The sequence below is a fragment of the Robiginitalea sp. genome (assembly GCF_982776155.1).
Genome location: NZ_CEXZKX010000003.1, coordinates 434,738 through 457,144 on the forward strand (window position 1 = coordinate 434,738; position 22,407 = coordinate 457,144).

Annotated in this window: 8 protein-coding genes; 7 read left to right on the forward strand and 1 reads right to left on the reverse strand. The window is 56.2% G+C overall.

Annotation, left to right across the window (positions count from 1 at the left end):
- Positions 1–33: 33 nt before the first annotated feature.
- Complete coding sequence (gene rpoC / locus AC3DKS_RS07765; RefSeq protein WP_015755610.1) at positions 34–4,332, forward strand: DNA-directed RNA polymerase subunit beta'; 4,299 nt, start codon at positions 34–36, stop codon at positions 4,330–4,332.
- Between the two features lie 58 nt (positions 4,333–4,390).
- Entirely contained in the window at positions 4,391–4,708 is a 318-nt protein-coding gene (locus tag AC3DKS_RS07770; protein WP_041327911.1) for a DUF3467 domain-containing protein, read from the forward strand.
- Between the two features lie 72 nt (positions 4,709–4,780).
- Here the strand turns inward: AC3DKS_RS07770 and AC3DKS_RS07775 are convergent, their stop codons facing one another.
- Positions 4,781–6,382: a peptide chain release factor 3 gene (locus AC3DKS_RS07775; RefSeq protein WP_272607447.1), complete on the reverse strand. Its 1,602-nt coding sequence runs from the start codon at positions 6,380–6,382 to the stop codon at positions 4,781–4,783.
- Positions 6,383–6,773: 391 nt separating this feature from the next.
- Between AC3DKS_RS07775 and AC3DKS_RS07780 the strand changes: the two genes are divergently transcribed.
- From AC3DKS_RS07780 to AC3DKS_RS07800, 5 genes are all read left to right on the forward strand, one after another.
- Positions 6,774–10,235 carry a T9SS type B sorting domain-containing protein gene (locus AC3DKS_RS07780; protein WP_488072622.1) on the forward strand — a complete coding sequence of 1,154 codons (3,462 nt, stop codon included), beginning with the start codon at positions 6,774–6,776 and terminating at the stop codon, positions 10,233–10,235.
- A gap of 5 nt (positions 10,236–10,240) precedes the next feature.
- Complete coding sequence (locus tag AC3DKS_RS07785) at positions 10,241–11,191, forward strand: PorP/SprF family type IX secretion system membrane protein (protein WP_272607445.1); 951 nt, start codon at positions 10,241–10,243, stop codon at positions 11,189–11,191.
- A gap of 18 nt (positions 11,192–11,209) precedes the next feature.
- Positions 11,210–13,168, forward strand: a complete 1,959-nt coding sequence (locus tag AC3DKS_RS07790) for an OmpA family protein (RefSeq protein WP_272607444.1) — start codon at positions 11,210–11,212, stop codon at positions 13,166–13,168.
- 171 nt (positions 13,169–13,339) lie between these two features.
- Positions 13,340–17,110, forward strand: a complete 3,771-nt coding sequence (locus tag AC3DKS_RS07795) for a Calx-beta domain-containing protein (protein WP_272607442.1) — start codon at positions 13,340–13,342, stop codon at positions 17,108–17,110.
- 433 nt (positions 17,111–17,543) lie between these two features.
- The coding region (locus AC3DKS_RS07800; protein WP_488072624.1) for a beta strand repeat-containing protein at positions 17,544–22,407 on the forward strand (4,864 nt) is incomplete at its 3' end.

Genomic DNA, 22,407 nt, shown 5'->3' on the forward strand with positions numbered 1-22,407 from the left:
ACACATCACATTTAATACTAGTACCATCACAACATGGCACGACTAAAGGATAATACACAAATCAAGAGGTTCAACAAGATTTCCATCGGCCTGGCATCGCCCGAGGCCATCCTCGCCGAATCGCGGGGGGAAGTCCTGAAACCTGAAACCATCAACTACCGTACGCACAAGCCGGAGCGGGACGGGCTCTTTTGCGAGCGCATCTTCGGCCCGGTAAAGGATTACGAGTGCGCCTGCGGTAAATATAAGCGGATCCGCTACCGCGGGATTGTCTGCGACCGATGCGGGGTAGAGGTGACCGAGAAAAAGGTCCGCCGCGACCGGGTGGGGCACATCAACCTGGTGGTTCCCGTTGCCCATATCTGGTATTTCCGTTCGCTTCCCAACAAGATCGGCTACCTGCTTGGGCTGCCGTCCAAGAAGCTGGACATGATTATCTATTACGAGCGGTATGTGGTCATCCAGCCGGGGATTGCCAAGGGCCCCGACGGGGAGGAGATCCAGCCCATGGACTTCCTCACCGAGGAGGAGTACCTGAACATCCTGGAGACCATCCCGCCGGAAAACCAGTACCTGGAGGACAGCGACCCGAACAAGTTCATCGCTAAAATGGGTGCGGAGTGCCTCATTGACCTGCTCTCCCGCATCAACCTCAAGGAATTGTCCTACGAACTCCGCGACAAGGCGAACACCGAGACTTCCAAGCAACGGAAGACCGAGGCCCTGAAACGGCTGCAGGTGGTGGAAGCCCTGCGCGAGTCCCAGGACAACCGCGACAACAACCCGGAGTGGATGATCATGAAGGTCATCCCGGTGATCCCGCCGGAACTCCGGCCGCTGGTACCGCTGGACGGGGGCCGTTTTGCCACCTCCGACCTGAACGACCTGTACCGCCGCGTGATCATCCGGAACAACCGGCTGAAACGCCTCATGGAGATCAAGGCGCCGGAGGTGATCCTCCGGAACGAAAAGCGGATGCTCCAGGAAGCTGTGGATTCCCTCTTCGACAACACGCGGAAGGCTTCCGCGGTGAAGACCGAATCGAACCGGCCGCTGAAATCCCTTTCGGATTCCCTCAAAGGAAAACAGGGGCGTTTCCGCCAGAACCTCCTCGGAAAGCGGGTAGATTATTCCGCCCGTTCCGTAATTGTGGTAGGACCGGAGATGAAGCTGTACGAGTGCGGTCTGCCCAAGGACATGGCTGCAGAGCTGTACAAGCCGTTTGTGATCCGCAAGCTGATTGAGCGCGGCATCGTCAAGACGGTGAAGTCGGCCAAGAAAATTATCGACAAGAAGGAGCCTGTAGTCTGGGATATCCTCGAGAACGTGCTGAAAGGGCACCCTGTGTTGCTGAACCGGGCCCCCACGCTCCACCGCCTCGGGATCCAGGCTTTCCAGCCGCGCCTGATCGAAGGAAAGGCGATCCGCCTCCACCCCCTGGTATGTACCGCCTTTAACGCGGATTTCGACGGGGACCAGATGGCGGTGCACCTGCCCCTGGGGCCGGAAGCCATCCTGGAAGCCCAGTTGCTGATGCTCGCATCGCACAACATTCTCAACCCGGCCAATGGCTCGCCCATTACGGTACCCTCCCAGGACATGGTCCTCGGACTGTACTATATGACCAAGGAGCGGAAGTCTACCAAGGAAGTCCCTGTCATCGGGGAAGGCCTGACGTTCTACAGCGCGGAAGAGGTGGAGATAGCCTACAATGAAAAGCGGGTGAACCTGAACGCGTCCATCAAGGTGCGCGTCAAGGACCTGAACGAAGCGGGCGAACTCGAAAGCAAGATCATCGAGACCACAGTGGGACGGGTATTGTTCAATTCCGTGGTTCCCGAGAAAGCGGGCTTTATCAACGAGGTTCTCAACAAAAAATCCCTCCGGGATATTATCGGGCGCATCCTCTCCGTGACGGATGTACCCACTACGGCCGAGTTCCTCGACCGCATCAAGACCATGGGGTACGATTTCGCCTTCCGGGGCGGACTCTCCTTCAGCCTCGGGGATATTATCATCCCTAAGGAAAAGCACGAGATGATTGCGGACGCCAATGAGCAGGTGGACGGCATCATGATGAACTACAACATGGGGCTGATCACGAACAACGAACGGTACAACCAGGTGATCGACGTCTGGACCTCTACGAATGCCATGCTCACAGAACTGGCCATGAAGCGGATACGGGAAGACCAACAGGGCTTCAACTCCGTGTACATGATGCTGGATTCCGGTGCCCGGGGTTCCAAGGAGCAGATCCGCCAGCTTACCGGTATGCGGGGGCTGATGGCCAAGCCGAAGAAGTCCACGGCCGGCGGGGGCGAGATTATCGAAAACCCGATCCTGTCGAACTTTAAGGAAGGCCTTTCGATCCTGGAATACTTTATCTCCACGCACGGGGCGCGGAAAGGATTGGCGGATACGGCCCTGAAGACGGCGGATGCCGGATACCTGACCCGTCGTCTTGTCGACGTTTCCCAGGACGTGATCATCAACATCGAGGATTGCGGTACGCTACGCGGAATCGAAGTGGAAGCGCTGCGGAAGAACGAAGAGATTGTGGAAACCCTCGGGGAGCGAATCCTCGGACGGGTATCCCTCCACGACGTCTTCGATCCGCTTACCGAAGAAAAACTGCTGGAAGCCGGACAGGAAATCCTGGAGGCCGACCTGCAGAAGATTGCGAATTCCCCCATCGAGCGCATCGAGGTGCGGTCGCCGCTTACATGTGAGGCAGAGAAGGGGATTTGCGCCAAATGCTACGGGCGGAACCTGGCGACCAACAAGATGGTCCAGCGAGGCGAAGCCGTCGGTGTGGTGGCTGCCCAGTCCATCGGGGAGCCGGGTACCCAGCTGACCCTGCGGACCTTCCACGTGGGAGGTATTGCCGGGAACATCTCCGAGGATAATAAACTCGAAGCGAAGTACGACGGTGTAGCCGAGATTGAAGACCTGCGCACAGTAACGGGGCAGGACTCCGAAGGGAACAAGGCGGAAATCGTCATCTCCCGGACCTCGGAGATCAAGATCGTCGACGCCAAGACAGGCATTACGCTGAGCACGAACAACATTCCCTACGGATCCACGCTGCACATCAAGGACGGCGCCAAGGTGAAGAAGGGCGATATCATCTGCCAGTGGGATCCCTATAACGGGGTAATCGTTTCCGAATTCCCCGGGGAAATCGACTATGAGAATATCGACCAGGGGGTTACCTATCAGGTGGAAATCGACGAACAGACCGGTTTCCAGGAAAAGGTAATTTCCGAGTCCCGGAACAAGAAACTGATCCCGACCCTGCATATCAAGGATAAAAAAGGCGAGGTACTGCGTTCCTACAACCTGCCGGTTGGTTCCCACCTGATGGTGGACAACGGGGAGAAGATTAAGGAGGGCAAAATCCTGGTCAAGATTCCGAGGAAATCCGCCAAAGCGGGGGATATCACCGGGGGTCTGCCGCGGGTTACCGAGCTCTTCGAAGCCCGGAACCCCTCCAACCCGGCTGTGGTTTCCGAGATCGACGGGGTGGTTTCCTTTGGCAAGATCAAGCGGGGGAACCGGGAGATCATCATCGAGTCCAAACTGGGCGAGGTGAAGAAATACCTGGTGAAACTCAGCAACCAGATCCTCGTACAGGAGAACGACTACGTCCGCGCCGGTATGCCGCTGTCGGACGGGTCCATTACCCCGGAAGACATCCTGGCCATCAAAGGCCCGTCTGCCGTACAGCAGTACTTGGTCAATGAAGTGCAGGAAGTGTACCGCCTCCAGGGAGTGAAGATCAACGATAAACACTTTGAAGTGGTGGTTCGCCAGATGATGCGTAAAGTCCAGATCCAGGATCCGGGCGACACCATCTTCCTGGAGAACCAGCTGGTTCACAAGGACGACTTTATCCGGGAGAACGACAACATCTTCGGGATGAAGGTCGTAACCGATGCCGGGGAATCCGAGAATCTGAAGCGCGGCCAGATTGTTTCCGTCCGCGAGCTGCGGGATGAGAATTCCATCCTCAAGCGCGCCGACAAGACGCTGGTCGAAGGACGCGATGCCGTTGCGGCAACCGCTACCCCGATCCTTCAGGGAATTACCCGGGCATCCCTCCAGACCAAATCGTTTATCTCTGCGGCTTCCTTCCAGGAAACCACCAAGGTGTTGAACGAAGCGGCCGTAAGCGGTAAGATCGACGATCTGGAAGGCCTCAAGGAAAATGTGATCGTGGGTCACAAGATCCCGGCCGGAACCGGTATGCGCGACTATGACAGCATCATCGTGGGCTCCAAGGAGGAGTACGACGAGATCATGGCCCGCAAGGAGGAATTGAAATTCTGATCATTCATATTACAAACCCCCGGCCATGAAAACCGGGGGTTTTTTAAATCCCATTGCCATGGCAGATAAACCGGAGAAACAACAGCAGAAGCAAATCAACATCGAGCTGGATGAGCAAACCGCCGAGGGTATCTATTCAAACCTGGCCATCATCAACCACTCGGTCTCTGAATTTGTAGTGGATTTTATCAGCATGATGCCCGGACGGCCAAAGGCCAAGGTGAAGAGCCGCATTGTGCTCACGCCCCAGCACGCCAAGAAGTTTCTCAAGGCGCTGGGCGAGAACGTGCAGCGGTTTGAGCAGGCCCATGGGCCCATCAAGGATTACGAGCAACCACCCATCCCGATCAATTTCGGGCCCACGGGGGAGGCTTGATCAAAAAATCCGCGCTGGGAGGCGCGGTTTTTTGATTTGAAGATTTGTCGATTTGAAGATTTGCAGCGTGTCTCAGGCTCCCTGGGGCTCGAACTCCGAAGTGAAATGCAGTTTCACATCCGGGTATTTCTGCTGGGTCATCTGCAGGGAGAAGGCGGAATCCGCCAGGAAAACCAACTGGCCGCGTTTGTCCCGCGCCAGGTATTTCTGTTTAACGCGCAAAAATTCCTGATAGGATTCACTGTCGGGATCTGCAGCCTCCACCCAGTAGGCCTTATGTACCGGGAAATTTTCATACGTACATTTGGCCCCGTATTCGTGCTCCAGTCGGTATTGGATAACCTCGTACTGAAGGGCGCCCACGGTGCCGATGATTTTCCGGCCGTTCATTTCCAGGGTAAATAGCTGGGCCACCCCTTCGTCCATCAGCTGGTCGATCCCCTTGGCCAGCTGCTTGGACTTCATCGGATCCGCGTTGTTGATGTAGCGGAAATGTTCGGGTGAAAACGAGGGGATCCCTTTATAGTGGAGGGCTTCCCCTTCGGTCAGCGTGTCGCCGATCTTGAAATTCCCCGTATCGTGCAACCCGACAATATCCCCGGGGTAGGACTCGTCGACGATTTCCTTCTTCTCGGCAAAGAACGCGTTCGGGCTCGAGAATTTCAGTTGCTTGTCCAGGCGGACATGCAGGTAGGGTTTGTTGCGCTGGAATGTGCCCGAGACGATCTTCACAAATGCCAGGCGGTCCCGGTGTTTGGGGTCCATGTTGGCGTGGATTTTAAAGACAAACCCGGTCATTTCCTTTTCCGAGGGCTCTACCAGGCGTTCTTCCGCCTTTTTGGGACGTGGGGGCGGCGCGATCTCCACAAAGCAGTCCAGCAATTCCCGGACCCCGAAATTATTCAGGGCGGAGCCGAAAAACACGGGTTGCTGCGTACCGGCCAGGTAAGCCTCCCGGTCAAAGGGCGGGTAGACCCCTTCCACGAGTTCCAGGTTTTCCCTCAGGGCGTTGGCCGCATCCGAACCGATGAGTTGCTCCAGCTCCGGGTTGTCCAGGTCCTCAAAAGCCATGACCTCTTCCACCTTTTTCTTGCTGCTGCCTTTGAAGAGGTTCAGGTTCCGTTCGTAGATATTGTAGATCCCCTTGAAATCATAGCCCATCCCGATCGGGAAACTCAAGGGGGTGACGCTCAAACCGAGCTTTTGTTCCACTTCGTCCAACAGGTCAAAGGCGTCCTTCCCCTCCCGGTCGAGTTTGTTGATAAAAACGATCATCGGGATGTTCCGCATCCGGCATACCTCCACGAGTTTTTCGGTCTGCTCCTCTACACCCTTGGCCACGTCGATCACCACGATCACGCTGTCCACGGCGGTCAGCGTACGGAAGGTATCCTCCGCAAAGTCCTTGTGGCCGGGCGTATCCAGGATATTGATCTTCTTGTCCTTATACAGGAATGCGAGTACCGAGGTGGCCACAGAGATACCGCGTTGGCGTTCAATTTCCATGAAGTCACTGGTAGCCCCTTTTTTAATTTTGTTGCTCTTAACGGCGCCGGCTTCCTGGATGGCCCCCCCGAAAAGCAGCAATTTTTCGGTGAGGGTGGTCTTCCCGGCATCCGGGTGGGAAATGATGCCGAAGGTGCGGCGTTTATCTATTTCGCTTTTAAAACTCACGTGGTGGGAAATTTGCGGTGATGGGAGATTTGCGCAAAAATACCAAAAAGCATCGGATTGCCGGCACGGGAGCCTGCCCGATCTATCCGGGGCGATATTAATAAGAAGATTCCCTCAACCCAGGGGCCGCAGCCTGTCTGAAACACCCGGTTGCCTTGCCGGGGACATCCGATAAATGGAATGTATCTGCCTTTAAATGAAAAGGATGCCCCCGGGGATTTCCCCGTTTGTCGATGAAAGCGGTCGTTGACGGATTATCCCGAATATCCGGAAGCAATTCTGTTGGCTTCGGGGTATTTTAGTTTTATCTTGCATCGTACTTTTGGTGCCCCAATCAGCTAAAAGAACCTAACCGCAATGCCATGGTGCTCGTCCCAATAAACGATCATCTATGGAGATCACTACGCAAACCAAAAGCGCCCGGCCGCTTTCTTCCTTTCGAATATTCGCCTGCCTGCTGACGGCAGTTTTCCTGCTTACCTCCTTTGCGGAAACGCTGCAGCCCTTTCCCGCAGACCCAAGCGCCCTCGACTACGACGGGGATGGGGTACAGAACCAGAACGACATCGATGATGACGGCGACGGGATCACGGACCTGGTGGAAGACGCCAATACGGACGGAGACAACGACCCTGCCACAAACCCGACCGACACGGACGGGGACGGTATCCCGGATTACCTGGACCTCGATTCGGACAATGACGGCATACCCGATCGCGTTGAGGCTCAGGATGCCACGGCAGTATTGGCCCCGTCCGGGATTGACGCAGACGGGAACGGGCTGGACGATGCATTCGAGAGTGCACCCGGCGCCGGGGAAGGACTCCAGCCGGTGGATACGGAATCCGACGGGATTCCCGATTACCGGGATCCGGATTCGGACAACGACGGGATACTGGACCGCGTGGAGTCGAGTGTATTGAGCACGGATTTTGACTGTGACGAGATCCCCACCCTCTCCTTTGACCAGGAGCCCGTCCTGGAATCCGGCGGGGAATTCGCCGAAGGGGCCGTCTACCGCATCCCGGGTATTGGCAGCGGCCTGGATGCCCTGGTGACTATCGAGGCCCTGCAGGGCGCAGCGATCAGCACGCTGGACCAGAATGCCGTGGACCCGGAGTTCTTCAAACCCGAGATCTTTTTCACCACATCGGACATGCTCCGCCGACCCTATGCGGACCTGAGGATTACCCTGGTTGAGGCGGGGACCAATACCCCGGCTACCCAGGCAGAATTGATAGCGAATTTCCTGGACGTGGACGGTAACGAGCAGTTCCAGGAATTCAACCGTTTTGATACCCCGGCCAGCTACACGTTCGACAACCCGACGGAAATCGTGGTCAACAATACGGAAGGCGGCCTGCTGATCAATGGGGGAACCGCCGAATATAACGGGATTTCCAATCAAAACCCCAGTGTGAACCTGGCCGTGGAATTCGTCAATATTTCCACTTTTGTTTTTCGATTCGGGATACAGGCGTCCGTGGGTGAGAATTTCACCACCAACGTCCCCCGCCAGTCGGGGATTCAGTTCTCCTGCCTGGATAACTTCCAGGATCCTCAGACAGTGAATTTCAGCCAGGACGTAGACAGCGACGGTGACGGCTACCCGGATCGGGTGGATCTGGATTCGGACAACGACGGCCTCCCTGACAACGTGGAGGGTCAGTCTACGGACGGCTACGTGCCCCCGAGCGGCAACGACAGCGATAACGACGGCCTGGACGACGCCTATGAAGGTATGGGGGATGAAGGCATTACCCCGGAAGATACGGACGGGGACGAGATCCCGGATTACCTGGACGGCGATTCGGACAACGACAGCGTGCCGGACAACAACGAGGGGAACGATTTTAACTTCGACGGGATACCCGACCAGACATTTACCGGTACCGATACGGACGGAGACGGCCTGGACGACGGTTATGAAGGCGCCGATGTGGACGACGGTTTTGACGTGAACGACGAGATCGACAACCCGGCGGAAGACCTGCCGGATACGGACGGGACGGAGGATGTGAACTACCGGGACGTGGACGATGACGGGGACGGCATCGATACTCCTGACGAGGATGCCGACGAGGATGGCGACCCGACCAATGACGATACGGACAACGACGGCACCCCGGACTACCTGGACCCGACGGTTGACCCGGACACGGACGGGGACGGCGTTCCGGACCCGATTGACCTGGATGACGACAACGACGGGATCCTGGATACGGTGGAGGACCCGAATACGGACGGGGATAACGACCCGCTGACCAATCCGCTGGACACGGACGGGGACGGGATTCCGGATCACCTGGATATCGATTCGGACAACGACGGCCTCCCTGACAACGTGGAGGGCCAGCCTACGGACGGCTACGTGCCCCCGAGCGGCAACGACAGCGATAACGACGGCCTGGACGACGCCTATGAAGGTATGGGGGATGAAGGCATTACCCCGGAAGATACGGACGGGGACGAGATCCCGGATTACCTGGACGGCGATTCGGACAACGACAGCGTGCCGGACAACAACGAGGGGAACGATTTTAACTTCGACGGGATACCCGACCAGACATTTACCGGTACCGATACGGACGGAGACGGCCTGGACGACGGTTATGAAGGCGCCGATGTGGACGACGGTTTTGACGTGAACGACGAGATCGACAACCCGGCGGAAGACCTGCCGGATACGGACGGGACGGAAGACGTGAACTACCGGGATTTTGACGACGACGGGGACGGCATCGATACTCCTGACGAGGACGCCGACCAGGACGGCGACCCGACCAATGACGATACGGACAACGACGGCACCCCGGACTACCTGGATCCGGACGGCCCGCCGCCCGGTACCGATACAGACGGGGACGGCGTACCGGATATCGACGACCTGGATGACGACAACGACGGGATTCTGGATTCCGTGGAGGACCCGAATACGGACGGGGATAACGACCCGTTGACCAACTTTGCCGACAGCGACGGGGACCTGTTCCCGGACCATCTGGACATCGACTCGGACAACGATGGCATCCCGGACAATGTGGAAGCGCAGACCACTGCCGGTTATATCCCGCCCAACGACGATGATGCGGCAACCTACGCTGCGAACAACGGGGTGAATTCCGCATACCTGGGGGGGCTGGACCCTGTGAATACCGATGGCACGGACGACCCGGATTACCTGGACGGCGATTCGGACAACGATCTGGTTCCTGACAACAACGAAGGGAACGATTTTAACTTCGACGGGATACCCGACCAGACATTTACCGGTACCGATACGGACGGAGACGGCCTGGACGACGGTTATGAAGGCGCCGATGTGAATGACGGGTTTGACGTGAACGACGAGATCGACAACCCGGCGGAGGACCTGCCGGACACGGACGGTACGGAAGATGTGAATTACCGGGATTTTGACGATGACGGGGACGGCATCGATACCCCGAACGAAGATCTGGACGACAACGGGGACCCCACGGACGACGATTCCGACGGGGATGGCACCCCGGAATACCTGGATCCGGACCCCACCGTGGTGCCGGAAGGGGACATCATTGTATTCCAACTGGTCACCCCCAACGGCGACGGCCAGAACGACTTCCTCTTTATCGAAAATGTGGAGCTCGCCCGGAACAATACGCTGAAAATTTTCAACCGCTGGGGGGTTTCAGTTTATGAGGGTATTAATTACAACAACCAGAACAATGTATTCGACGGGCGTTCCAAGGGCCGCTCAACGGTTAATACCGAGGAATACCTGCCTTCAGGGGTATATTTCTATATATTTGAATACGAATTGAACCAACGGCGGATCACGGACAGCGGATACCTGTACGTCGGGAATAAATAATAAACATGCGGATAACTTCACGCCCGTTTCTCCTGCTCCTCGCGGTCCTGGCGACTGCCGTGGGCAAAGCCCAGCAGGATGCCCAGTACACCCAGTATATGTACAACACGATGACCGTGAACCCGGCCTATGCGGGTTCCCGGGGGCAGTTGAGCCTCGCGGCCCTCTACCGCTCCCAGTGGGTCGGGTTGGAAGGAGCGCCCAAGACCTTCACCCTCAACGTGCATTCGCCCATTCGGAATTCCCGCCTGGGTTACGGAATCTCCGTGGTGAACGACAATATTGGGGACGGGGTGGTCCAGGAGACGTATCTGGATGCCGTTTTGTCTTATACGATCGATGTATCGCGGGACGCGAAACTCTCCTTTGGCCTGAAAGCCGGAGGAAACCTTTTGAGCCTGGATTTCAACGGGCTGGCCCGCTACCAGGAGGAGATGGTGGACGCCGACAATATCGACAACCGCTTTACGCCGAATTTCGGCTTGGGGATCTATTACCATACGGACCGGTTCTACGCCGGGGTCTCCGCCCCGAACCTGCTGGAATCCGAGCATTTTGACAATTCCGACCAGGACGGGGAGGAAAACCAGTTTCTCTCGGTAGACCGGGTAAATTTTTATATGATCACCGGTTATGTCTTTGACCTGAACCCCACATTGAAATTCAAGCCTGCCCTGCTCACCAAGGTGGTCAGCGGCGCACCGCTTCAGCTCGACCTGTCGGGCACCTTCCTGTTCAACGAGAAATTTTCTTTTGGAGCAGCATACCGGTGGGATGCCGCTATCAGCGGGCTGATCGGCTTTCAGCTAAACCAGCAACTCATGGTAGGCCTGGCCTACGACCGGGAGACTACGGAACTCGGGGGGACCCAGTTTAACGACGGATCTTTTGAGTTGTTTGTCCGTTGGGAACTCGTCCGGTCGTTCCAGCGGCTCGTTTCACCCCGGTTCTTCTAATTATCAAGGAAATACAACATGAAGCTATATCGTTCCATCCTCCTGATTCTCCTGCTGGGAAGCGGCTCTGTGACCGCTCAGGAACGGCTGCTCGAGCGGGCCAATCGCCAGTATGCCGATTATTCCTTCAAACCTGCACAGGATATCTACCAAAAGGTGGTGGACCGGGGGTATGTGTCGGCCGAATTGCTGCAACGCCTGGGGAATTCCTATTATTTTAACGCGCAGTACGACCGGGCCGCTGAATCTTACGAAAGATTACTCAGGGAGTTTGAGGACGAGGCTACGCCGGATTATTATTTTCGATATGCGCAGGCACTGCGGAGTACCGGGCAACTGGGCCGGGCCGACTCGGTCATGGAACGGTTTACCGAACTGACCCGCTCACTATCCGATGCGCGGGCTGAGATTTACCAGGCCAATCGGGATTATCAGGCAGAGATCCAGGCGAATTCCGGCCGGTACGACCTGACGCCTTTTGCCTTTAATTCGCCCTATTCGGATTTTGCCCCTTCGCTCACCGGGGAGGGATTGCTATTTTCCTCGGACCGGGATACCGGCAACCTGGCCAGGTACCGCCACACCTGGAATTCCCAGGATTTCCTGGATCTCTACGAGGTATCCCCGGACAGTGCCCGGGGGCAGCGGGTGACCAAGGTTGACGGGGTGAATTCGAGGTTTCACGAATCCACCTCCGCACTCAGCCCGGATGGAAACACCCTTTATTTTACCCGGAACAATTTTAAGGAAGGCAAGTACTCGCGGGATGAGGCGGGGTTTGTCCGGCTCAAGATATTCCGGGCGGAAAAAATAGACGGGGTCTGGGCGACCATCGAGGAATTGCCCTTTAACAGCGACAGTTATTCGGTGGCCCATCCGGCGCTGAGCCCGGACGGCCGGGTCCTGTATTTTGCCTCGGATATGCCGGGGTCCCGAATCGGCGCTGCCGATCAGGTAGCGCAGTCCGATTTGTGGCGGGTGGTGATTCGCGAGGACGGCACGTTCGGCGAGCCTGAGAACCTGGGGCCCAAGATCAATACCGAGGCGCGGGAGACCTTCCCCTTTGTCAGTTCGGAAGGCATCCTGTATTTCTCCTCGGACGGCCACCCGGGTCTCGGCGGGCTGGACGTTTTTGCCACCAAGCTGGACTATTTGCCCTGGAAGGGCTCCGTACAGAACGTCGGCACGCCCGTCAATTCGGCCCAGGACGATTTCACCTATGTGATTTCGGATACGACCCGGGAAGGCTATTTTGCCTCAAACCGGCCGGGCGGACCCGGGGGAGATGATATTTACGGTTTTGTAGAAAACCGCCCGCTGCAGTTTGAGTGTATCCAGGCCATCAGCGGAACGGTCCGGAACAAAATCACCAACGAGCTGCTGGCGGGGGCCACCGTCCGCATCATCGACGAGCAGAACAACGAAGTTTCCTCGGCCATTACGGATTCCCGGGGGAATTACGAGATTACCCTGGATTGCAACCAGCCGAATTTTGTCCGGGCCTCCCGGGAGGGGTATGTTCCCGCCGAGGAATACCTGTCGCCCTCTGACGGGAAACCCCGGGTAGTGGACTTCTACCTGGAACCGGAGACCATTACGGCCGGCTACGGGGACGATTTGGCCAAACTCCTGCAGCTGAGTACGATCTACTTTGATTTTGACAAGGCGAACATCCGCCCGGATGCCGAGATCGAGATCCAGAAAGTGATTGCCGCCATGGAAAAATACCCCAGCCTGCGGATTAAGGCGAATTCCCATACGGACAGCCGTGGCCCGGACGCATATAACCTGGCGCTCTCCCAGCGTCGGGCCGACTCCACCGTGCGGTACATGATCTCCAAGGGCATCGCCCCGGAACGTCTGGAAGGGGAAGGCTTCGGGGAATCCCGCCTGATCAATCGCTGCGATGACGGGGTACCCTGTTCCGCCCAGGAACACGAACTCAACCGCCGCTCGGAGTTTATTATCCTGGAATAGATTCGCTTCCTTGGGAACTACTGTGTTTATCGGGGCGCATCGATAAACGTCCATGCTTTTTTACCGGCTGACAACAGGGATTACCCCCTTGACACGACTTATCGGTCCATTTACAACAAATATTTAACCAGCGGGGCATCGCATCTTATTTTTAGGGGCTAGATCGAAGCTATGCGTCATTCGAACCCTTACTTTTTACGGATCAACTGCCGGCTGGTTTGCCTGCTGGTATGTTGCGTAGTCCTGGGGGGACTCCATAATGCATTTGGCCAGGATACCTTCCGGGACAATTTCAGTTCCACCTCGTATTCCAACAATGACGGTACATTGAACTTTTCGGCCGCCTGGAACGAGGACAACGACGACAACAACCCATCAAACGGGCGGATACGGATCATCAGCAACCAATTGCGGTTCCAGAATATGGACAACGCCCGGATCAGCAGGACTCTGAACCTGTCCGGTGCCACATCCGTGACACTCACCCTGGATTACAACCGGACCAACGGGAATGAGGACATCGACGTACAGCTCTGGGACGGCAGCGGCTTCAATACGGTGGCCAACCTGGATGGCTCGGGTTCGATCAGCTATACCCTGGCGGCCAATGAAATTTCTGCCAGTTCCGAAATTCGGTTTATAACCGGTAGCGGCAACTGGAGCGGGTCGGAGACGGTCTTTGTAGATAATGTGCTGTTCACTGCGAATTTCTCGCCGAGTATTTCGATAGACGACGTGGCTGTCAACGAAGATGACGGCGTAGCCGTGTTTACCGTAAGCCTCCAGCTGGATGCCCCCGGCGCTTTCTCTGTAGATTATGCTACCGCGGACGGGACCGCCGTAGCCGGCAGCGACTACACAACTACATCCGGCACCTTGAATTTCCTGGGCACGGATGGGGAAACCCAAACGATAACTGTCCCGCTCATCGACGATTCCATTCCCGAATACCTGGACGAAACCTTTACGGTGACCCTGAGCAATATCAGCGACCCGGGGGTGGTGATCCTTGACGGGAGCGGGGAAGGGACGATCTCGGATGATGAATACCTGTTTAACACGCCCCTGGTCCTCAAGGAAGAATTTGACGGCTACGTGGATTATACCACCACGGGCGGGACACTCAGGACTCAGTCCAATAATACCGACCCCTGTGCAATTACCACGAGTTCAAGCAATTCGCTTATCGGGAATATCCCGGCTACGGCCACCATCGACAAAGCCATTCTGTACTGGTCGCATTCCGGAGCTACGCCGGATACCCAGGTGAACCTGGATGGGAATACCATCGATGCGGATTTCCTATATGGGAGTTCCCTGACCAATCGTACCTTTTATGGCGGACGTGCCGATATCACCACCTATGTGGCGTCCCTGCCATCCCTGTCTACACACAATTTCACCTTTTCCGGCCTGACCATCGACAATACAGGCAGTTATTGTTCCACGGCCACAACCCTGGGAGCCTGGAGCATCATGGTATTCTATACGGACAATGGGCTGCCGGCATCCACCATCAACGTCTACGAGGGCTTCAGCGGGGAGAGCAATTCTTCCTCGAGTTATACGCTGGGGGGCTTTTTCGCAATTGGGGCATCCGGTGCGAAAACGACCGTATTGTCCTGGGAAGGTGACCAGACCCTCAGCAACAACGAGCTATTAACGGTCACCACCGGTTTGGGTACTTTTACCCTGGCCGGCGATGGGGATAACAATGGAATTACTACCAATAACCCCTTCAACTCCACCATATTCGACAATACGGTAACTCCTACGATTAACAATGCAGCCGCCTACGGAATCGACCTGGATACGTATGATGTGTCGCCATACGTGCAACCCGGGGAATCCAGTGTGACGACCACTGTCCAGTCCGGGCAGGATTTTGTGCTGGTCAATGCGGTGGTATTGAAAGTACCTTCCAACCTGGTTACCGGGATTGTCTTTGAAGATTTGAATTACGGGGGGGGGGCCGGACGGAACCGCGCTACGGCCGGCGGTGTGCCGCTGGAGGGCGTGACCATGGAACTCTACGACTCGGGGGGCGGCCTCCGGGAGACCACCACAACCAATGCAGCCGGGCGGTACGTTTTCGGGGGGATGGCCAACGGCACGTATACGATCCGGGCCGTCAACAATTCGGTGCGTTCCTCCCGGACAGGCGGGGCTGGCTGCACGGAATGCTTCCCTGTACAGACCTTTAAAACAGATTTTATCCTGGGTGCACTTGTGGAGGACACCGATGCGGTAGGGGGGGAGGACCCCTCGGCCGAAGACCCGGGCCCTGGATCGCTTAACAACGCCCAGTCGCGGAGCAGCATGACGATCCTCAACCAGGGGGTGGCCGGGATGGACTTTGGGTTTAACTTTAATACGATTGTCAACACAAACGAAACGGGCCAGGGATCCCTCAGTCAGTTTATAACAAATGCCAATAACCTGGACGAGAGCGGCCTGGATATCGTCGCTAATGCCCTTTTTGACCCGGGAGCGGGAGAAGATGTTTCTATTTTCATGATTCCACCTACCGGCGATGCCCTGGGTCGCAGTGCGGATCCGGAGTACAGTGCAGGGGTTTTCAATATCGAACAACCCAATGGGGATCCTTTACCGGAAATATCGGCAGATAATACGTTTATCGACGGCCGGACCCAAACCGCTTATAGCGGGGACACGAATTCCGGTTCAACGGGGTCCGGGGGTACTCCGGTAGGTGTATCCGGCAGTTTGCTGCCAGACTTCGACCTGCCGGAAATTCAGGTCCACCGGAATGACGGGGATGTATTTCGAATAGCCGCGGCAAACACCACTGTCCGGAACCTTTCGATTTTTGCAAACGACGAAGCGGCCATCCGGCTCAATAGCGGGGATGCCAATGTTCGGGAAAACTTGCTGGGGGTCGATGCATCAGGAACCAATGACGGCAACATCCTGTATGGGATCCACCAGGCCGGAGGTAGTTTACTGGCTGAGGCCAATTACATCGCAACCAACGAAGAGGCGGGAATCCTGGTTGCAGGAGGCACATCTTCCCGGATTCGGGATAACCAGTTGTCTGCGAACGGTGGCGACAAGTGCTTCGACAATATTACCATCACCGGCGGGTCCGGGATCGTTATTGAGCGCAACCTGATAGAGAATGCCGCAGCCCTGGGAATTGACGGCCTGGCCTCCCTTGGTGGAATCACCATCAGCGAGAATTCCATTACCGGATCCGGCCAGGATGGGGGATCCTGCAGCGGCGTGATAGAAAATGCCGGAATTCGCCTAGGAGGCAGTAATTCCAGCATCAGCAACAACATCATTTACAGCAACGGTGGTGCCGGGATTGTCCTGGCTGGAAACGGGACCTCCGGCAATACGATTTCCCAAAACTCCATCTTTGCCAATGGCACGGCTGGGGATGCACTTGGAATTGACCTGGGTGGCCCGGGCGGAGCGGATCCCATGGGGGATGGCGTGTCCTACAACGATTCAGGCGACACCGACAACGGCCCGAATGGGCTCATAAATTTCCCGGTGTTGGCCGGGGCTTATATCCAGGGTACTGAACTGATAGTCAAGGGATGGGCGCGCCCCGGCGATCTCGTTGAAGTCTTCTTTTCGGATATCCAGGAAGGTACGGCTACCATCGGGGATAACCAACTCGGCAATAACTACGACTACGGCGAAGGTCAGACTTTTATCGGCTCCGCAACCGAAGGATCCGGAAGCGATCTGGACGGTGCCACGGCATCCTATGCCGACCTGGATGGAAATACGGATACCACCAACCGCTTTGAATTCCGTTTTCCGCTGCCCGCGGGCACGGATATTGGCGATTTGCTTACAGGGACAGCTACGGGTGCGGGCAGCACCTCCGAGTTTAGCCCGATGATCGAAATTCGGGTACCCACTTTGATCACCAACCGCCGTATCACCTATCGGGTGAATCCCAATTGATAGTTTCCGGATCCTGGATTTTTCACGTGTCGGATTCTACAGGGAAACTTCCCTGTACTACTTGGAACTGACAATTTTATTCCGCCATAGTGGACGTATTTCAACGGGATATAGTTTCACTTCAACGACGTTGTTAATAAGTTAATTCCTACAATTTTATGCATTTGAAAATGCCCATGGTTACGGGGCTTATCGACCAACGGAACGCTAAAATCGGGCACCTGCAACCCAGCCACACCTCAGAAAAAGGGGGCTATACTGTGGAATATGACCCCTTCACAACAATTATTTTCCCCCCCTAGGCATCAGGTTAAATTTGTAGGATGATAAAATACTGTGTTCTAAGGAGCACAGGCCCAATCGAACCAAATTGAGCTTACATAAGCGTTTTGCTATGATCACCACCAAGCTTTTTAATGAAATACCAGGTACCATGAAAAATTTCATCGTACTCGCCTTCCTGTTGCTGTTTACTGCGGCGGGATACGCCCAGACTACGGTCAACCTGGCCGACCAGTGCAACTGCGAGGTCCTGAGCGGCACCGACGTCAGTGCCCCGGGGATGACCACCCCGTCCGGCGCGGATACAGGCGATATTTACGTCAATACGAATACCGGAACCATTTATTTCTGGGACGGGGACTCCTGGGAGCACACCTCCACGGACTCCAATACCACGAATACTTCGGTTGCCGTCGCGGGCTCGGACCTGGTGATCACCGATAGCGACGGGAATACGGTAAGCGTACCCCTGGCGGATATCGCAGCGGTTACGGATACGAATACCACCAATGCAGCCTTTGGCGTTATCGGAACAGATTTGGTGATCACCGATAGCGAGGGCAATACGGTAAGCGTACCTGTTGCGGACATTGCCGCCCTGACCGATACAAACACGACCAACGCAAGCCTTACCGAAGACGGCACAAACCTGACCCTGACGGATAGTGACGGCAATACGGTGAGTATCCTTCTGGCAGACCTGGCAGCAGTTATCGATACAAACACTACAAATGCCTTATTTGAGGTGGTAGGGACCGACCTGGTAATTACAGACAGCGACGGGAATACGGTTAGCGTTCCGTTGGCAGATGTCGCGGCGGTGGTAGATACCGACGACCAGTCTGCCGCCGAGGTCTCCTACGACAACACCACTTCCGGCCTGGCAGGTACCAATGTGCAGGATGCCCTGGACGAGATCAATGCCGCAGCCGGCAACGTCTCCCTCACCGATAACGGTGACGGGACATACGACTTTACAGATGCTGCCGGGAATGTAACTACCATCAGCGATACGTCGCTCTCCACCCTGGTAGACAGCGGGGGAGGCACTTATACCTATACGGACGAAGCCGGGAATGTCCAGCAAATCTTTACGGAGGCAGCGTCCAACCCATACGACAACAGCGGATCTGGCCTGGCGGCCAACAATGTGCAGGATGCCCTGGACGAGATCAATGCCGCAGCAGGCAACGTGTCCCTCACCGATAACGGTGACGGGACGTACGACTTTACAGATGCTGCCGGGAATGTAACTACCATCAGCGATACTTCGCTCTCCACCCTGGTAGACAACGGGGACGGCAGCTTTACCTATACCTCGGAAGACGGGACGGTTACGACTTTTACCGAGACCACCAGCTCATTGGCCGACAACGGCGATGGCACCTTCACCTATACGGACGAAAACGGGGCCACCACCACCTTTGACGCCAAGATCGCCACGGTAGCGGACAACCTGGACGGCACCTATACGATTACGGACGACTTTGGCACCTCGGTGACCATCGACACAAACAATACGGTAACCACGCTCGTCGACAACGGGGACGGCAGCTTTACCTACACCTCGGAGGACGGTACGATTACGACTTTTACCGAGACCACAAGTACACTGGTTGACAATGGCGGTGGCACCTATACGTATACAGATGAAAATGGCAACACCCAGCAGATTTTTACTGAGGCGGCCTCCAACCCGTATGACAACAGCGGTTCTGGCCTGGCGGCTAACAACGTTCAGGATGCGATAGACGAAATAAATACGCTGGCCGGAACGGTTGCCCTGGCCGATAACGGCGACGGCACCTATACCTTTACCGATGCGTCAGGTGCAACCACTACCATCAGCGACACCTCCATTTCCACCCTGGTGGATAATGGGGATGCCACTTTTACCTATACGGATGAAACGGGAAGTCCCGTTACCATCAACCTGATCAGTGCGGATGCCAACAATGACATTACAGCCGGATCCGATGGTGGCCTGTATCTGAATGTCGCCTCAGTTACCGTTGCAGAGACCATTACAAACCTTTCGGACAACAATGACGGTACGTTTACGTACGTCAATGAGAATGGGGTTTCCCAGACAGTCAGCAAGGCGGATGTTACCGACAACGGGGATGGTACCTATACCTTCACCAACAACGACGGATCGGATGTGACCATTAACACGAATGGCGTTGCAATCTCCAATACCCTTGCGGGCAACCGGATTGCCACAGTTACCGATGCGGGCGGTTCCAGCACGGACATCGACGAGACGGTGACCACCCTGGTGGACAATGCCAACGGCAGCTTTACCTATACCTCGGAAGACGGAACGGCAACCACATTCACCGAGACCGACGACCAGACGGCCGCTGAGGTGAGTTACGACAACTCCACCTCCGGTCTTACAGCCGGGGATACCCAGGCGGCTATCGACGAGCTGGCTGCGGGCAGCACAGACGACCAAAACCTGACCGGCGCCAGCCTGACGGGTAACACGCTGCAAATCGACATCGAAGACGGCAGCTCGGCTTCGGTTGACCTTTCTACCCTGGTAGACGATGCGGACGCGGACCCGACCAATGAACTGCAGACCATCAGCCGCACCGGTACGGATGTAACCCTCTCCGACGGCGGGGGAACCGTATCTGTGGCGGACAACGACAACGACTCCAGCAACGAGACGAACACGGCCTTCGCGGTCAATGCCGGCAACCTGGAAATTACCGACGCGGCAGGAACCCTGTCTGTTCCGGTCTCCAGCCTGGGATCTGACGACCAGAACATCAGCGGTTCGGGCCTGAGCGGCACGGACCTGACCATCGGGATTGAAAACGGGACCAACGAGGTTGTGGACCTTTCCTCCCTGCTGGACAACACGGACGACCAGAACCTGACCCTTGCGGCAAACTCCCTGTCTATTGAGGACGGAAATAGTGTAGACCTGAGTGGTTACCTGGACAATACGGACGATCAGAACCTGACCCTGGCCGGGAACACGCTCTCTATCGAAGACGGTAACAGCGTGGACCTCTCCGGATTCGTCTCCACGGATGACCAGAACATCAGCGGATCCGGTCTGAGCGGCACGGACCTGACCATCGGGATTGAAAATGGGACCAATGAAGTAATCGATCTGTCTTCGCTTGTAGATGATGCGGATGCAGACCCGACCAATGAGTACAACACGGGAGCGGCCATGAATGCCGGTTCATTGGAAGTGACAGACGGTGGGGGAACGCAGTCTGCCAACCTGATCAGTGCGGATGCCAACAACGATATTGTTGCGGGCTCGGACGGTGCGCTCTACCTGAACGTTGCTTCGGTAACCATTTCCGAGACCATTACAAACCTTTCGGACAACAACGACGGTACGTTTACGTACGTCAATGAGAATGGGGTTTCCCAGACAGTCAGCAAGGCGGATGTTACCGACAACGGGGATGGTACCTATACCTTCACCAACAACGACGGATCGGATGTGACCATTAACACGAATGGCGTTGCAATCTCCAATACCCTTGCGGGCAACCGGATTGCCACAGTTACCGATGCGGGCGGTTCCAGCACGGACATCGACGAGACGGTGACCACCCTGGTGGACAATGCCAACGGCAGCTTTACCTATACCTCGGAAGACGGAACGGCAACCACATTCACCGAGACCGACGACCAGACGGCCGCTGAGGTGAGTTACGACAACTCCACCTCCGGTCTTACAGCCGGGGATACCCAGGCTGCTATCGACGAGCTGGCTGCGGGCAGCACGGACGACCAAAACCTGACCGGCGCCAGCCTGACGGGCAACACGCTGCAAATCGACATCGAAGACGGCAGCTCGGCTTCGGTTGACCTTTCTGCTCTGGTGGACGACGCGGATGCGGACCCGACCAATGAACTGCAGACCATCAGCCGTACGGGTACGGATGTAACCCTCTCCGACGGCGGGGGCACTGTATCTGTGGCGGACAACGACAACGACTCCAGCAACGAGACGAACACGGCCTTCGCGGTCAATGCCGGCAACCTGGAAATTACCGACGCGGCAGGAACCTTGTCTGTTCCGGTCTCCAGCCTGGGCAGCGACGACCAGAACCTGACCCTTGCGGCAAACTCCCTGTCTATTGAGGACGGAAATAGTGTAGACCTGAGTGGCTACCTGGACAACACAGACGACCAGAACCTGACCCTGGCCGGGAACACGCTCTCTATCGAAGACGGCAACAGCGTGGACCTCTCAGGGTTTGTATCTACGGACGACCAGAACCTGACCGGCGCCAGCCTGACGGGCAACACGCTTCAAATTGATATCGAAGACGGCAGCTCGGCTTCGGTTGACCTTTCCTCTCTGGTAGACGACGCGGATGCTGACCCGACCAATGAATTGCAGACCATCAGCCGCACCGGTACGGATGTAACCCTCTCCGACGGCGGGGGAACCGTATCTGTGGCGGACAACGACAACGACTCCAGCAATGAAACGAACACGGCCTTCGCGGTCAATGCCGGCAACCTGGAAATTACCGACGCGGCAGGAACCCTGTCTGTTCCGGTTTCCAGCCTGGGCAGCGACGATCAGAACCTGACCCTGGCGGGCAACACGCTCTCCATCGAAGACGGCAACAGCGTGGATCTCTCTGGCTTCGTGTCCACAGATGACCAGAACATCAGCGGATCCGGTCTGAGCGGCACCAACCTGACCATCGGGATTGAGAATGGGACCAATGAAGTAATTGACCTGTCTTCGCTTGTAGATGACGCGGATGCGGATCCGACCAACGAATACAACACGGGTGCGGCCATGAATGCCGGTTCATTGGAAGTGACAGACGGTGGGGGAACGCAGTCTGCCAACCTGATCAGTGCGGATGCCAACAACGATATTGTTGCGGGCTCGGACGGTGCGCTCTACCTGAACGTTGCTTCGGTAACCATTTCCGAGACCATTACAAACCTTTCGGACAACAACGACGGTACGTTTACGTACGTCAATGAGAATGGGGTTTCCCAGACAGTCAGCAAGG

Bases quoted from the DNA above. Each gene is read 5' to 3' on its own strand.
- rpoC (WP_015755610.1), top strand. From the start codon at position 34: ATGGCACGACTAAAGGATAATACACAAATCAAGAGGTTCAACAAGATT.
- AC3DKS_RS07770 (WP_041327911.1), top strand. From the start codon at position 4,391: ATGGCAGATAAACCGGAGAAACAACAGCAGAAGCAAATCAACATCGAG.
- AC3DKS_RS07780 (WP_488072622.1), top strand. From the start codon at position 6,774: ATGGAGATCACTACGCAAACCAAAAGCGCCCGGCCGCTTTCTTCCTTT.
- AC3DKS_RS07785 (WP_272607445.1), top strand. From the start codon at position 10,241: ATGCGGATAACTTCACGCCCGTTTCTCCTGCTCCTCGCGGTCCTGGCG.
- AC3DKS_RS07790 (WP_272607444.1), top strand. From the start codon at position 11,210: ATGAAGCTATATCGTTCCATCCTCCTGATTCTCCTGCTGGGAAGCGGC.
- AC3DKS_RS07795 (WP_272607442.1), top strand. From the start codon at position 13,340: ATGCGTCATTCGAACCCTTACTTTTTACGGATCAACTGCCGGCTGGTT.